8 protein-coding genes are annotated in these 16,185 nt (G+C 51.4%); 6 read left to right on the top strand and 2 right to left on the bottom strand.

Annotation, left to right across the window (positions count from 1 at the left end; translation table 11 throughout):
- Nucleotides 1-264: 264 nt before the first annotated feature.
- On the top strand, nucleotides 265-1,125 hold the full coding sequence (locus tag DDZ15_RS14230) for a nucleotide excision repair endonuclease (protein WP_109647764.1): 861 nt from the start codon (nucleotides 265-267) through the stop codon (nucleotides 1,123-1,125).
- 336 nt (nucleotides 1,126-1,461) lie between these two features.
- On the opposite strand, the gene DDZ15_RS14225 is transcribed toward DDZ15_RS14230, so the two are convergent.
- The gene (locus DDZ15_RS14225; RefSeq protein WP_109647763.1) at nucleotides 1,462-4,242 is read right to left on the bottom strand and encodes a hypothetical protein; all 2,781 of its coding nucleotides are present in this window, start codon (nucleotides 4,240-4,242) and stop codon (nucleotides 1,462-1,464) included.
- 399 nt (nucleotides 4,243-4,641) lie between these two features.
- Between DDZ15_RS14225 and DDZ15_RS14220 the strand changes: the two genes are divergently transcribed.
- The 4 genes from DDZ15_RS14220 to lgt all read left to right on the top strand — a co-directional run bounded on the left by DDZ15_RS14220 (nucleotide 4,642) and on the right by lgt (nucleotide 12,426).
- Nucleotides 4,642-5,961 carry an amidohydrolase gene (locus tag DDZ15_RS14220; protein ID WP_242979054.1) on the top strand — a complete coding sequence of 440 codons (1,320 nt, stop codon included), beginning with the start codon at nucleotides 4,642-4,644 and terminating at the stop codon, nucleotides 5,959-5,961.
- 297 nt (nucleotides 5,962-6,258) lie between these two features.
- Complete coding sequence (locus tag DDZ15_RS14215; RefSeq protein WP_109647762.1) at nucleotides 6,259-7,647, top strand: carboxypeptidase-like regulatory domain-containing protein; 1,389 nt, start codon at nucleotides 6,259-6,261, stop codon at nucleotides 7,645-7,647.
- Nucleotides 7,648-7,887: 240 nt separating this feature from the next.
- Nucleotides 7,888-10,821, top strand: a complete 2,934-nt coding sequence (locus tag DDZ15_RS14210) for a BamA/TamA family outer membrane protein (RefSeq protein ID WP_109647761.1) — start codon at nucleotides 7,888-7,890, stop codon at nucleotides 10,819-10,821.
- Nucleotides 10,822-11,406: 585 nt separating this feature from the next.
- Complete coding sequence (lgt, locus tag DDZ15_RS14205; RefSeq protein WP_109647760.1) at nucleotides 11,407-12,426, top strand: prolipoprotein diacylglyceryl transferase; 1,020 nt, start codon at nucleotides 11,407-11,409, stop codon at nucleotides 12,424-12,426.
- A 358-nt stretch (nucleotides 12,427-12,784) separates the two neighbouring features.
- Here lgt and DDZ15_RS14200 read toward each other — a convergent pair whose 3' ends face one another.
- Nucleotides 12,785-13,810, bottom strand: a complete 1,026-nt coding sequence (locus DDZ15_RS14200) for a porin (RefSeq protein WP_158278723.1) — start codon at nucleotides 13,808-13,810, stop codon at nucleotides 12,785-12,787.
- 313 nt (nucleotides 13,811-14,123) lie between these two features.
- On the opposite strand from DDZ15_RS14200, the gene DDZ15_RS14195 reads away from it, so the two are divergent.
- Nucleotides 14,124-16,163 (top strand): heavy metal translocating P-type ATPase, encoded by a 2,040-nt coding sequence (locus tag DDZ15_RS14195; RefSeq protein WP_109647758.1) that lies wholly within the window; start codon nucleotides 14,124-14,126, stop codon nucleotides 16,161-16,163.
- Nucleotides 16,164-16,185: the final 22 nt, after the last annotated feature.

The raw sequence follows: 16,185 nt of genomic DNA, 5'->3' as shown, positions 1-16,185 counted from the left end.
TTCAAGGTGCATGGTGCAGGGTGCAGGGTGCAGGGTGCAGGGTGCAGGGTGCAGGGTGCAGGGTGCAGGGTGCAGGGTGCAGGGTGCAGGGTGCAGGGTGCAGGGTGCAGGGTGCAGGGTGCAGGGTGCAGGGTGCATTAAAACTGTTTATAAACTATTTAAATATCAATTTTATTAGTAACTTATAAGCTTATTTTAGACTGCCTTCTGCCTTCTCAAGCCCCCATGACAATACGCTGTCACTCCGCTGGCTTATCCTGAGACATGGACGCGCAAACACCTTCATTTTTTTCGGCAGAACCGCTGCTTGAGCGCAGACTGGGCAGAGGGCCGTTTGATGCGGTTCCCTCTGTACCGGGCGTCTACCGGTTTTATGACCGGAACGGAAACCTGCTTTATGTAGGCAAAGCCAAAAACCTGCGTACGCGCCTCTTCAGCTACAAGCGCGCAAAGCCCGGCCAGGTCTCGCGAAAGGTGTCAGAACTGATCGGGCAAATCCGATCATTTGTGTATGTCGAAACTCCCACTGAGAAGGACGCTCTGCTTCTGGAAAACAGGATGATCCGCGGTGAGCGTCCACCGTACAATCATGCCAATAAAGAGACTGAAACGTACTATTTCGTCTACCTCAGGCCTGATAATGAGGGTCTCGAATTTCGATTGGCCATGCGTATTCATAAGGAGACGGATCCGAAATACTGGCACGGCTGCTACAAGGGCCATGCACCGGTGCGACAGGCGCTGGGATGCCTGCTCCGGCTGCTCTGGATGGCTGAATATGAAATCACCGATCCCATGCACCTCCCCGTGAAGCTGAACCGAAACCTGACACCCATGCGGTTTGCGCTGCCCTGGAATACGTCGGCTTCACCCGCCCTCACAACCGGGCTTCCGGATCTGCTGGAGCTCTGGATTCGAGGTGAAGACGATGAGCTGACCGACTGGCTTGCCGTACAGATAGAAGCAGGACGGCACCTACCCCCTTTTCAGCGTCTGTGGCTGGAATATCACCTGGATCAGATCACCGGATTTTACAGAAAGAAACTGTCCCGGCACCATACGCTTCGTAACGGGCGAAACCGAATCGCGCAGGATGAACTGGATGATCTTCTGGTGAAGGCATGAGGGAGAAGAAAAACGGGAGACGGGAAAGTATTTCGTCAATAGTCATTGGTCAATCCCTTCTCAATACCCAATATTCAATAATCAATACTCACTACTCAATACGATAAGTCCACATGATCATGTAGTGTCTGCAAACCAAACATCGCGTAGATTAATCACAGAGAGTTACACATAGATAGTGATTTACTTATTTGACATAGAGAGAGCACATTGAACTGAGAGCGGCTGTTACCCCCAGCCAGATCCCTTACGATCATCAGAGACGTTTGAGCCCGCCGGTATGAAAGCCGGCGGGCTTTTTTTTGAACCGCCCCGAACTTCGGGGAGGTAAACATTTTATCTGCCGGTTCGGGCGCTGCGCTTGCTGATGCTGAACGAGCTGTTCCTCAGCAGGTCGCCATATCCGTCACCGTCGTGATCCGGATCAAACTGTACATCAAAATGCCAGGCTCCGCCGGTGTAGACAACGGATAGCGTACCGCTACCGGGAAGGTCCTCACCCTGCATCAGGGCACTCAGCTTATAGGTCCATTCATACACGTCATTAGGTGGACGCACTCCCTGCGCGGTGGACTCCACCCACTCCATTTCATCCACAGCCAGCGGATTTTCTTGGCCACCCGAACGGGTACCGGCAATACCATCCCCGCCCCGGCTGGCGATGACGTCAACAATATCCAGACCCGAGTCATCGCTGATACTGAATGTTGCACTCTCCAATCCGTCCAACAGTCCGTCATCGTCTGAATCCGGATCATTATACTCAGGTATGCCATCCTCATCCGAATCAGCGTCCAATTCGGCGGCTGTATCTGCTGACTCTTCTGAAGGAGGATTGTCACCATTATTCGTCATGCCCATAACGATTACTTTCGTTTGTGAGGGTGCAACCTGGTTTCCGGGAGGAGCATTTGGGCTACTTCCGCGATCGTCAGAACGACTATCGGATGCTGCAGACCCTAAATCTGATGCCATAATCTCCAGTTCAAAATGAAACCCATCCGCTGCCACATCGCCATATCCGTCACCGTCCAGATCACCCCCGCCAGCCGCGAGCGCATCCTCAGATTGGTATATCGCATTTGACCCGGCGTTTGTATCACCCTCATAAATGGGGCTTTGACTGCGTCCGGTTCGTGCGCTCCGTTTGCTGATGCTGAAGGATGCGCTTTTCATGAATTCAGGGAACCCATTCTGATCGGTATCCGGTTTTAGATTTGTCGGATCATCTACAGCTATACCGTGAATAGACGGTGGAATGGCTCTTGTGTTTACCTGTCCGTCTGTACCGGTATCACCCGTATCCAAATCAGGATTGGCAATGGCACTGGTACGGTTGCTGCGACTGGAGTTATGATTCTGGGCATCCATCCTCGATGTCATTGTGCTGTCCGTACCCGCATTGCTGCCTCCCCCGTTCAGATCAGGATTGGCAATGGCACTGGTGCGGTTGCTGCGACTGGAGTTGTGGTTCTGGGCATCCATCCTCGATGTTGTTGTGCTGTCCGTACCCGCATTGCCGCCTCCCCCGTTCAGATCAGGATTGGCTATCGCGCTGGTGCGGTTGCTGCGACTGGAGTTGTGGTTCTGGGCATCCATCCTCGATGTTGTTGTGCTGTCCGTACCCGCATTGCTGCCTCCCCCGTTCAGATCAGGATTGGCTATCGCGCTGGTGCGGTTGCTGCGGCTGGAGTTGTGGTTTTGGGCTCCGGATCTCATACCCTTTTGCGAGTTGGTTGAGATCTTCATCGTGGATAGAGACACGCAATACGACCCCGGCTGCATATCATACCGCCAAACCTCTGATACAGCATCGTTTTCGTTATTGTCGCCGCTATCTCCATCGCTGGCCTGGCCTTCATAAAGAGGATTTTCAGTCTCACCGGTTTCTTCATGCAGCGGATTGCCCGGTCCTGCGCTCATGGTAACCGAACCCGCTGAAACAACAGTACCCAATGGGTTGATCAGCCTGGCCATCATATTTGCTTCATGCACAAATTCGCGGTTTCCACCGCGGTCATCCCTCCGAATTTCCGTTCTGGGTCTGTTAGACCGGCTGGAATTGTAGTCCTGTGCCGTTTCCACCGTATCGCCTGGGCGCGGACACTCCCCCTCATCGTTGCAATCACCGGAATCTGCCGGTATCCGGTCATTTCCAGCTGCTGTTGGACAACGGTCTGCCGACGTCACGCATTCGCCCGACGGACAGCGAAATGGCGCGGAAGAGGGACAGGCCGTCGCCGGCGTTGCTGCGGGGTTTCGGGCAGCTATGTCCCTGTGTATAATTCCTTCGGGGTGCAGTCCGCGCGAGGATGATTTCCCGAACCGTATTTTAATCCCTGCGTTGGCAAAAACGTTGGTTCTTGGAGCTGTTTCGGTCCGCTGAACGACCGGTGCATTATCGAATTGAAAGTGCATCTCGTAAACATTATCCATCGGTCTCACGTCCGAGAGATCCCGTGCACTGTAGGTCATCTCCCTGTCGGACAGCTGGTGCTGAATACCCGTCGTTACGTTAAAGCTGAAGCGGTCGCTGAAACCCGGACTGAACTCCAGCTGAAGCTGGGGCCGCAATGCGGTGCTCCATCCCGCATCGGCACTCCCGTCCATTTGGGCAAGTACAATATTCGTGTCAAAACCCGCATTTTCCATCTCACCGGTAGGATCGTTAAACCTTACTGATTGCGTGGGCCCTTCCTGATAGTTCATCGACAGGTCAAGGCCCAGCTTCAAGCTGAAAATACGGCTCAAATTCTGCTCAAATCGCGGGCCTGCGTTGATAAAAAAGGATCTCCAGCGGTCATCATCCTGCTCAGAGACAGTATACTCTTCAAAACCCGTTCTGTACTGATCGGGACTGAAACCCGAGTCAAATCTGTACAGTCCAGCATTGATTCCAACCCCCCATGCACCGGGCATGTAGCTAAAGCCCACCTCGGGCTGAAATGCTGTGCCTGTACCGGAGTTGCCAATCAATCCGCCGCCAACATTCAGATCAAGTGAAAATGGCCGGTCGCTTTGACGCGCACTGGCTGATTGAAGTGTAAAACAGATAAATATAAATGCGACTGCAAACAGGATAAACGGTTCCCGTTTGGAAAATGGTAGAACTCTCATGTCTGTGATGATTTATTTAAAAACGAACTTCAGGTTCAAATCCCGCATTCTGAAGTGATTTATTCGATGGAAGAAATAAGAATGTTTGCATTTAACCAATAAATTGATCCCATGTTAGAGAATTTTACACTTTTCATTCTCATGATATTGGCTTTCTTCATCTTAGGAAAAGATGCATCTATACACTAAACGTTACAATGCAATGGGTGCAGGGTGCAGGGTGTGAATGATTGACGAACAACGAATCACGATAAACGAACTGCGATCTTTTCACTTCTGCCTTTTGCCTTCTGCCTTCTCACTTCTCAAGACTCAAACAACCAACACCTCCACTCAATCCTTGCAAAATTCAAATTCCCGTTGTTAATTCAACTTTCCCATCAATCAAACACTCTCTCCATGCATATTCGAATGACTCTGCTTCTCCTTCTGGCTGCCGTATGTTTCGACTCTTCACCCTTGATCGCCCAGAATGGTTCCGGTATGGACTGGCAAACCTATATCGATTCAAAATCCGAAGAACTCTATGAGAACGTAGTGGAGTGGCGCCGGCACTTTCACCAGTATCCGGAGCTATCGAACAGGGAATTTGAGACGGCCACCATGGTTGCGGAACACCTGCGCTCACTGGGTATAGAGGTGGAGACGGAAGTGGCCCACACCGGCGTGGTGGGTGTGCTGAGGGGTGGTAAACCCGGTCCTGTAGTGGGGCTGCGGGCCGACATGGACGCACTACCCGTAAAAGAGCGCGTGGATATCCCCTTTGCCTCGCAGGCTGTCGGTGAATATATGGGAAATGAAGTGCCGGTGATGCATGCCTGCGGTCACGACACACACATCGCCATCCTGATGGGCGTTGCCGAAATGCTGGCCGCACAAAAAGAGGAGCTCCCCGGAACCGTTAAATTCATTTTTCAGCCGGCTGAAGAGGGAACACCTCCCGGCGAGGAGGGCGGTGCCGAAATGATGGTGGAAGAGGGAGTTTTGACGAACCCGGACGTGGATGCGGTTTTCGGGCTTCATATCTACTCCCAGTCCCCGGTGGGTACAATCACCTACCGCTCGGGAAGCATCATGGCTGCCTCGAATCGGTTTTCCATTGACGTGATGGGGGCCCAGACGCACGGCTCACAGCCCTGGGGAGGCGTGGATCCCATTGTTGCATCGGCACAGATCATCAACAATCTGCAGTCCGTTGTGAGCCGCCAGACGGAGTTAACCAAAGAAGCCGCTGTGATTACGGTTGGCATTATCGATGCGGGTGTCCGAAACAATATCATTCCCGAAACCGCCTACATGGAGGGAACCATCCGCACACTTGACACCGAGATGCAGGAAAAACTGTTTGAGCAGATGCACCGAACGGTGGAATATACGGCCAAAAGCTTTGGTGCTGAAGCCAAGCTGACGATCTATGATGGCTATCCGATTACGTACAACGATCCCGATTTAACTGCCCGGATGGCGCCAACTCTTAAGCGGGTAGCCGGGCCCGAGAATGCCATTGTCATAAATGCAATCACCGGTGCTGAGGACTTCTCCTTCTTTCAGAAAGAAGTGCCCGGCCTCTACTTTTTCATCGGCGGCATGCCGGCGGGAATGAACCCCGAAGACGCAGCTCCGCATCACACTCCGGACTTCTACATCGAGGAAGAGGGTATGAAAACAGGGTTACGGGCAATGGCCAATCTGACGATCGATTACATGATGGAGAACTAGGTTTTGGCTGGTTGTGAGTGGTGAGTGGTTGGTTGGTTGCTTGCCTGATGCCCGGCACGGGGAATGAATTCCCCGCTCGCATGTGCCTTTCTCCGGTCTTTAAGAATAGGATTTCATTCTTACCGGAACCTGGCTCCTGTTGCTCCCGAGACCCCGTGACATGCCGCCTGAAACCTGCTGCCTTCCGTTGGCAACTTCGCAGGCTGATATCTTGCCAGGGAATGCAACCAACAACTATCCACTGACCACCGCAAACTTTCCCCTTGACACTATACTGCATTATTAGTACTTAGTGCAATGCACTGTTTTCGCTACATATTGCCCTTTCTTTATACAGTTGTATTCTGGCAGAGTGCACTCAGTCAGACGCTTCTTGAGGGAAATATTTTAAGTGCAAGCGGTGAGGCTATTCCGGAGATCTATGTAACCGTTATCCCGCCCGGCCCCGCCGATATCTTTACAGATCACCGTTCAACTGTTAAGGCAGACCAAAACGGTTTTTTTCGGGCCGAACTGACCCAAAAAGGCCTTTATTCCATTCGTTTCAACGGCATCTATCATAAATCGTCCTATTTCCTGCTGCTCGCAGACGGGCAGCCATCCCTTCGGTTCACAATCTATCTTATTCCACACCGGTTTAATGAAGGAGAATATTTTGTAAATGATGACTATCTGAAATGGATCCGGGTAACCGGAAATTTCAATGAATACGATTATATGTCCGGATTCTGGTTCCACCATGCAGATGACGGTTCCATTTTTGCATTCATTCCTGCCCAAACCGACACGCTGCGTTACCAGATACGCGGTTTAAGCTACGGATCCGGCTCTCATCCGCATCCTGATGCCGACGGTTACAATCTGCGTGAAGACGGCACGTTTGAATCCGTTTTGCATACCGGCCTGCCGGCCGATTCCGTGGAAATCCGCTATACGCCACGGCAAACCATGCCGTACCAGGAGTTTTACCGGGGATTGGATTTGCAGGGAACCGGACCATTAAGCGCATTCATTGTCTTTGAAAACCCGGATGACCGTCACTGGGTAATGCCCCTGATGCAGATACGACGATTTCCGCAAACTCTTATGGTTATCGAAAACCCAAACGAATCGCAGGTTTCAATGGCCAACCATTTCAGGCTCCTCCTTGATGAAAACAAGCCAAAATTTCCCTACCAACCGGATCGTCAGGTACGACTGAATGAAACTGAAAAGTTCATACTGGATGAGACACTTACCGAAACCCAGCATGGTCTTTTGTACCTTTTATACGCGTCTTTACTGCAGCAGCATCAGATATACAGCGAGTACCGTGCATTCCTGCCCGAACCGCATTCGTCGGAACTTCCCGAATACGACAGGCAGATTCTCATGAAGATTCCAGATACCATTCATCCAACGCATCCTGCATGGGCTATAAACCGTACGCTTCCCGGTTTCCTGCTTCAGATAGTGCCGGATTATGCACCTCTTGCCGCCTATCTGAGCGAAATCATTGCCCTGCATCCGGCGGATGGTGTTGCGGAACAGGCAGCCATTGACCTATTCCGGGCAACCGCATTAGATTATGAGTCGGCCGATAGGGTCCCGGCATTCAGGCTTGCCCTCAACCGCTTTGGCGACAGGCGTATTGTTGCGCAGTTAAGACATCTGTTTAATACAGAAATCGACGGGGAAGGAATGTAGATAGTGGTTAGTGGTTGGTGGTTCGTTAGCCCCGGGAATCCGGAAGCAGTTGGCAAATCCTGAAGTGAATATGTGATAATTCATTGGAAAGGAAATTTCAATTCACAAATCACAAATTCCAAACAACGGACAACCAACGACAGACAACTGACCACCAACAACCAACAGTTGTTTTTTATTCAAAATCGGTTAGATTCATGTGCATGTTTTCATTTCATTCATCTGCTTCGAACTCTGACCATGAAATTTTTTCTCTCACTATTTGCGGCAACCCTTTTTTTTGTATCCGGCCTTTTTGCCCAGGGGTTTAACTCGATCAACAACCGCAACCATCCCTACCTGAAGTGGCAGGTGGCTGAGACGGAACACTTCCGGATCATTTATCCGGAGCGCATTGCGGACATCATACCGCTTGCAGCCTCTATTTCCGAGGCATCCTATGATGCACTCTCTGCCAATCTGAACGTAGAGTTTGAAAAGAAAATCCCCGTCTATCTCTCCGATGAGGATGAAATCGTCAACGGGTTCGCCAACCCGATTGGCAAAGGCTATACGATGATCTGGGTAAACCTGAACGATTACGCCGATACCTGGACAGGAAGCGCCAAGTGGCTTCGTAAAGTGATCGCGCACGAGCTGGGTCACATCTTTCACTTCAAGGCGATCTGGAGCAACATGGGACTCTGGCAATACACCTTTGCAGAACCGCTGCCACGGTTCTGGACCGAAGGGCTGGCACAGTATCAAACCGAGCTGTGGGACTCCCAGCGCGGCGACCGCTGGCTTCGAAAGGCTATTTTCGACAGCAGGCCGGGATTCAATGACGGACAATCTGCCGAAAACGGCCGCCTGATGTACGCATCGGGTAACTCGCAGCTTCGCTATTTCGCCGAAACCTATGGCGACAGTTCACTCGCAAACCTGCTGGCCCATCGTGAAAAGATACTTGGAATATTCGAATACCACGATTTCTATGGGGGTTTCAGAAAGATTGTGGATGGAGGGTATCGTGCATTCTACGAGGACTGGAGAAAGCACATGAACGTCTATTACAATACACTGGCGTCTCAAATGGAGCGCACCGACTCTCTCGATACAGACCGTTTACCGCTTCCGGGGCAATTCTACTCCGACATGGCTTCAAGTCCGAACGACAGCCTCATCGCAGTGCTCTCGCTCACTTCCCTGCAGCGGCCGGTCCGCAGACTCTACATCGTCAACAACGACTCCTCACGGTCAACCAGAATCGTTGCCGAAGGAAGTATCAACAATGATCTGAGCTGGAGCAGGGACGGCAAAACCCTTTTTTACAGCCGCAGAGTGAGGGGCAAAACATCATCCCTGATCAATGATATCCATGCGCTGAATGTTGAAACCGGTGAAGAAAGACGGCTCACGCACAGTCGCCGGGCGCGCTATCCCGTGCCGGGACCGAAACCAGAAACAATCGGTTATGTTGTAAATGAAAACGGTACGGGCAATTTGTTCATCCTCGATCCGGAGACGGGCATTGAAACCCGGGTAACCCGATACACCGGAGATATCCAGATGATTCATCCCGTCTGGGTTGCACGGCAGAACCGATGGCTCTTTCATAAATTTGACGCCGACGGCAGCCGGTATATGGTACTGTACGATCCTGATTCGGACGGTGAGATGCTCCTGGATAACCCGGACCATGACAACCGCCGGTTTGTTTTGAATCATGACGGGTCGAAGGTGGCCTACAACTCGCTGCGCGACGAGGTGCCCAATGTGTTTGTCTATGATTTTGATACCGGTCAGGAGTCGCGCATTACACGTCTTTTCACGGGTGGCGAGGTGTACGGCTGGAGTGCGCCTAGCGATTCCCTGCAGCACGGCTCGCTCCTTGTGAGGGCCAGTGAGACCAAAAGACGCGATCACGCCTGGTGGGTGGATGCCGGCAGGCAGACGATCGATCGAGAGCCCCTTCTCCCCGGGGCCTATGCCACATGGAGAAACAAACAGGCTCCTGAATGGATCCCATTTGACCTTGAACCTGACGATAGCCTTATCATATCAAAGGCACCTTACCGCTCTTTCCGTAACATAACGCACGCTGCAAGCATCGTACTTCCCTATTACGGCGACAGGGAGAACTGGGGCCTTTTCGGCACCACCGGCTGGGTGGAACCGCTGGCCAAACACATGATCGCGGGCAGCGGCAATGTATCCTTTGGCAATGCAGACAACTCCTACGGCCTGCTCAGCTACATCAACAATCAGCTGTACCCAACCCTTTCCGTCAATATTTACAAAATACCCGGCAGCGCCTTTTTCTACGGCGACCGCTTCCTGGTTCAGGAGCTGCGGGGGGGCGACCTGGCCATGAACATGCCACTGGATGCACTGGAAGCGCCCTATCAGAACGGATCCGTGTTTGCGCGGCTTCGTCACGTGCTGGTTAAACCGTATGAGGCCGATCAATTTGACAACACAACCCTGATTCCGCAGCCCGAACGTGCGCGTCAGACCGACCTGACAATTGGTCTCTCCGTAAAGAAGCAGCGGCCCTGGCGCAACAACATTGTACACCCTCTCGACGGGTGGGGTCTGCGTGCCATGATTACCGGAGCGGAAGAGATTCTGGGTTCCGATGTTCGCTTTGCCACAGCCGACCTGAGCGCATACAGCGTATTGCCCGGGTTCGGCCTGCAGCGTCTCTATCTCTACGGGCGTTTTCAGCAGCAGTGGGGAGAGCCGCTGCCGCAGGATTTTATCGGTTTTTCGCGAAACGACAACATCAGCCTGAATCTGCCGGGACAGGTACCGCTGGAACTCTTTTCGGAAGCGGAGCGGGTGCGGGGATACCGCAGCTTCATAGCCGGCGAGCGCGTATTCTTCAGTTCGCTTGAATACCGCATGCCCGTCACGCCCTCGATGGATACATCCATACTGGGTGGCGTGGTTGACCTTGGCTCCACATCGCTCTCACTGTTCACCGATGCCGGCGTCGTTTGGAATGCACGCAGGTCGGACGGTACGATTGGAACGGAAAAGCGCTGGGGTGCCGGCACCGAGCTTAAGAACCGGATCAATCTTCTGGGGATTCGTTTTGCACATGCCATAGGCATTGCTCAGCCCGCAGAAGAGCTGTTTACGGATGCGGATATAGACCTCTACTACCGTGTGAGGGCCGTGGTACCTTTTTGATATATCTTTTAGCTCGCATTTCGCCTCCATAGTTCGTGATCAATCGAAGTTCATTCACGGACAGGGTAAAAAACAGAAGAACAGATGAACGGAGAAACCGAGCAACAGAACAACCGATTAAGTAAGATGGGAAACGTAAGACGAACTGGGATTTACGATGAGTGACTGGTCCCGAATTCTCGGGAGCGATTGATCCCGATGCGGCGCGGGTAAGCTGTAGTTCAAACAGGTATTCAGATGCGCCGCACAACGGCTCGCCGTGCAGTTGTCATCCCGACCGGAACCGTCCCGAGCCTTTCGGGACGGTGAAGTGGAGGGATCCCCTGACCATGCATACCCGTACGTTTTGTCAAGTCTGCCCAAGAACCACGTATGGGGATGTCTCCGCCCCACTCCAGCTTCTGCCTTCTGCTTTCTGCATTTTGCCTTCTGCCTGACACCGTCTCAATACTCAATACTCAATACTCAACATTCACAACTCCCAACTCCTAACTCCTAACTCCTAACTCCTAACTCAAAATATAATCACAGCACATTCCTGCACTCTTTTGTATTTTGGCGCTGACTTTCAAACCAAGCCCGACTATGGACTCATCCAACTACATACACTGGAATGCGGATCCCGTAATCTTTACCATACCGGAATTCGACCTGCCTTTTCAGATTTCGATTTACGGTATTCTGCTTGCCGCCGTACTCATGTGGCTGGGTTGGGGTAAAATAAAGCCCAAACCCACCGGCAAAAAAGGAAAAGGGCAGGCTGAGGAGCCTGAGGCATGGAAAGTGCTTGGGCTGGCCCTGGGAGCCTTCATCCTGGGACAGATACCTTTTCTGTTTATTTCCTCTCCGGGTTTTGATTCAATAGGTCCCATTCAGCCACGCTGGTACGGACTGATGTTTGCCATGGCCTTTATATCCGGTTATACCATCGGCAGCAAAATGTATAAAGACGCCGGTAGAACCCAGCAGGAGCTTGACCGGTTACTGATCTATGTGCTTGTAGCCACCATAATCGGGGCGCGGCTCGGACATGTCTTTTTCTACGAAGCGGAGTTCTATCTCAGGAATATCCACCTCATTCCCCAGGTGTGGACAGGCGGGCTGGCCTCGCACGGTGCTGCGGTGGGTATCATCATTGCCATGTGGCTTTATGCCAGGAATACCAAAAACACCAGTTTTTTATGGGTTGCCGATCGCGTGGTGCCCGGAGTGGCCATCGGCGGCATGTTTATCCGGATCGGCAACTTTTTCAACTCCGAAATACTGGGCGACCCCACTACCCTGCCCTGGGCGGTGGTATTTGAGCGTATTGATATGGTCCCGCGCCATCCCTCCATGCTCTATGAATCACTTTCCTGTGTCATCATCCTGGCGGTTCTCTGGTGGATCTATAACAAATATGACCGCAAACCGCCGGAGGGCGCCCTCTTCGGCACCTTTCTGGTTCTCTTATTTACCGGAAGGTTCTTGATTGAGTTCACCAAACAGACCCAGGCCGACTTCCTGGCCGGTGCCCCCTTCGACATGGGTCAGCTGCTCAGCGTACCCTTTGTGCTGATCGGCGCGTGGCTCCTCTGGAAAAAGGTAGATTGGAAGAAGAACTAGCGAACGGGTTTTGGATTTCAGCGCGAATATGTGAGTGGTTCGTTGTTAGTGGATAGTTGTAGTTGCATTGCCGGGTAGAGATTGACTTTCGCAAATTCAGCCTACTTATCTTTTCTGAATCAATTGCCAATTCAATCGATTCCAGCATTATAGGGCTATTTCCAAAAGAACCGCAGTGAGCGCAGCGATAAACGCGGAGGGCGCGGGCAAATAGTTGTACGTTGCCAATTACGGGATACTGATTAATCAATCATTACCTGTAGCCTGAAGCCATTGTATGTAATTAGTCCAAGGGGTACTCAGAAAATTTGCATCCTGCAACCCGTACCTGACCACAAACCACTAACCAACCCACTTCCTAAAACTGAAACTGAAGATTCGTCTTCACACCAAACTGGTTTTCCCCATTAAACTCCTCAGAACCGAGAAGGGCAAGTCCGTTAATATGAATACTGATGAGGCTGGTCACTTTTCGCTTAAAGGCCAGAATCAACAGATCGGATTCCTGATTTATCACATCATACTCAAGGTGATCCCACCGTGCAATAACCTGGTCCCTCTCGCTGATATTGGTTCCAAGCGTGGCAAAAAAGCCGGAGATGGTCTCCTCGGCCAGAAGCTCAACTGCGTCAAAGCTGGACTGAAGGTACTCAAAGGTTCCAAACAGTGGGTTTTTTTCGAACTGAGCATAGATGCCGTACAGCTCTCGGTCGCCTGCTGAGGTCAGGCCGCTTTTGCCCACACGCTCATTTTCAGTTTGGTTGAAGGCACCGTTCAGGGCAAATTCAAGCGAGTTGCCATCTTCGCCGAAAGTGTAGGAGAGGCGGCCGGTGTAGAGAAATCGTCCATCGTTTTCGTTCTGCAGCCGGTTACCGTTATACATCCCGAATGCATAACCCCAACCGGAGCTTTCACCCAGCAGAGTAATCCCGATTTCCCGGTTGTTCATCGTGGCCCCAACCTGCCGGGCACGGTCAATAAAGTCGGTGATGCCGGGATTTGGGTCAAGATCGGCACTGAGTCTCGGCTTGAACGAACCCACCTGAACTTCAAGCTGATCGGAAAAAGTGTATCCCAAACGTGCATCCAGAATAGTGGGTGAATCCGTGTACTCGAGTTGAAGCCGGTAGCTAAAATTTCCATCCAGTACACCCCTGAAACCCAACCTATTGGCATCCAGCTCAAATCCGTTCGAATCGTTGAACTCTCTGTCGGTGAAGGTCACATTTCCAAACGTCTGCATGAGAAAGGTTACATTGAACTCTTCCGATTTCAGTTTCTCTTTCATGCGGTCACCCAACGGTTCATCCTGAGCCTGAAGATTGGGGGCGGACAGAAGTATGATGAGTAGTATTGTTGAGAAATAGGTTAGCTTGATTGACATGGTTGAGTCTATATTAATTTCATTCTGATTCTGTTGCGAGCAATGGTTCAACGTACAAACCTGCTGATGAACTCTGAAATATAAGAACAGTTGGTCGTGCTGGAAAGTGAAACCGGGTTGAGCCCGCTTCCGTTCAAATCGGTTCGAATGATACCCTGGCCGTGAATCAGGCATGAAAGGCCGGTTTGCAATCTATGTTCACGATGTATGGTTCTTTTAGCATTCCAGCCGCCTGAAACGTACATTAAAAGAGTACTGCAATTCGTTACTTCCAAAATGCCAGTCAGTTAAAAAGGTGTAGAGTACCTTCAAAATGTCCTGTTGCAGCCATAAACAAATACAAAACGGCGAAACCAATGATGCCCTTAATGAATACCGGGGCTGGTTCACAGCAGCATCCACCGGTGGACTCATCCTGGGCGCGCTGGCTCAATTCACCTCACTGCTGCCCGGTTTTCTGGCAGTACCGTTTTTCATCATTTCATACATCGGCGGCGGGTATTTTGGAATCATCGAAACCGCGAAAAGCCTCAGAAGCTTTCAGCTCAACATCGATTTTTTGATGATCGCCGCGGCCGCCGGGGCCGCGTTTCTGGGAGAGTGGATGGAAGGCGCTATTCTGCTCTTCCTGTTTTCCCTGAGCGGCACCCTTGAGAGTTATGCACTGGGCAAAAGCCGGAATGCCATCAAGTCTTTGATGGAACTACGTCCCAACGAAGGATTGATTCGCCTGCCCGACGGAACGGAAACGCAGGTGCCCGTGGAGGAGATGAAGCCCGGTGATATTGTGATCGTCAAACCCGGTGAGTACATCCCGATAGACGGCAAGGTGATTAAAGGCCAATCCGCAGTGAATCAATCGGCCATTACAGGCGAAAGCATCCCGGTTCCAAAAGAGAGAGGGGATACGGTTTTTGCCGCCACGCTGAACGAGAATGGAGTGATAGAAATTGAGGTCACCAAGTCGGTCAGGGATACGACTCTGGCAAAAATCATTTCACTGGTTGAAACCGCTCAGCAAAACCGAGCCAAAACACAGCATTTTCTGGATTCCTTTGAACCGCGCTATGCGGTTACGGTCGTATTCTCGGTATTGCTTCTGATTTTTATTCCATGGCTGATTATGGGACATGATTTTGACAGTACCTTTTACCGGGCCATCACGGTACTTGTGGTTGCCTCGCCCTGCGCTCTGATTATCAGTACTCCCGCTTCCATTATTTCTGCCATCGCCAATGGTGCCCGAAACGGTATCCTTTTTAAAGGAGGAGCCTATGTAGAACAAACGGTAACGATAGACACCATTGCATTTGATAAAACCGGTACCCTGACGATCGGTGAACCGGCGGTTACGGACCTGATCCCTGCTCCTGACGGAACCGTCTATCCAAACCAGGTTACAGAGCTGGAAAACCGCCTTCTTGCGATAGCAGCCGGTTGTGAGCAGTACTCCGAACACCACCTGGCAGGTGCAATACTGCGGGAAGCGGAACAGCGTGGAATAGCGCCCGCAGATGTTGAAAATATGAAGTCGACACCCGGACAGGGAGTGCGCGCCAGCATGAACGGCAGTTCGGTAGCTGTTGGCAACCTGACCATGTTTAACTCACAGATCAGCAATGAGAGCTGGAGTGATGAACTTCTGGCAAATGCCCATGAATTGCGTAAGAACGGAAAAACGGTGATTTTTGTCGCCCAGGATCAAAAACCACTGGGGTTGATTGCACTTGCAGATCAAATACGTCCGTCTGCACACGAAGTAATCAGTCAATTGAAAAATCAAGGAATACAGAATATTGTGATGCTCACCGGCGACAATATCGGCGTGGCTAATGCCATCGCAGAACAGCTGGATATCGATCGGGTATATGCTGACCTTCTGCCTGAAGAGAAAGTGGAGAAGCTGAAAGAATTGAAAAAAGAGGGTATTGTAGCCATGGTGGGCGATGGCGTAAATGATGCCCCTGCTCTTGCAACAAGCCATCTCGGAATTGCCATGGGTGCGGCCGGAACCGATGTAGCCCTCGAAACGGCCGATGTTGTATTGATGGGCGACGATCTCACGAAACTCCCGTACCTTATCAGTCTCTCTCGTAAAGCCCGTAAGGTAGTCTGGCAAAATATCATATTCAGCCTGGGTGTTATCGTAATGTTGCTGGCGGGTGTGTTCTTAATCGACCTGCCTCTCACCCTTGGGGTTGTGGGCCATGAGGGAAGTACGCTGATTGTAGTGCTGAACGGACTGCGTCTTTTGAAAAGAGATCGTCACTCAGCAGACAGGCATCAGCCCAAAAAACCGCGGCCTGCCGAAACACCGGCGACAGACAGGCTGACGGCAAAAGCTGCTCTCTGATGTCTTCTTTTTATATATTCCG

The sequence above is a fragment of the Rhodohalobacter mucosus genome, from assembly GCF_003150675.1.
GTDB lineage: Bacteria > Bacteroidota > Rhodothermia > Balneolales > Balneolaceae > Rhodohalobacter > Rhodohalobacter mucosus.
This window is presented reverse-complemented; position numbering and strand designations above follow the sequence as displayed.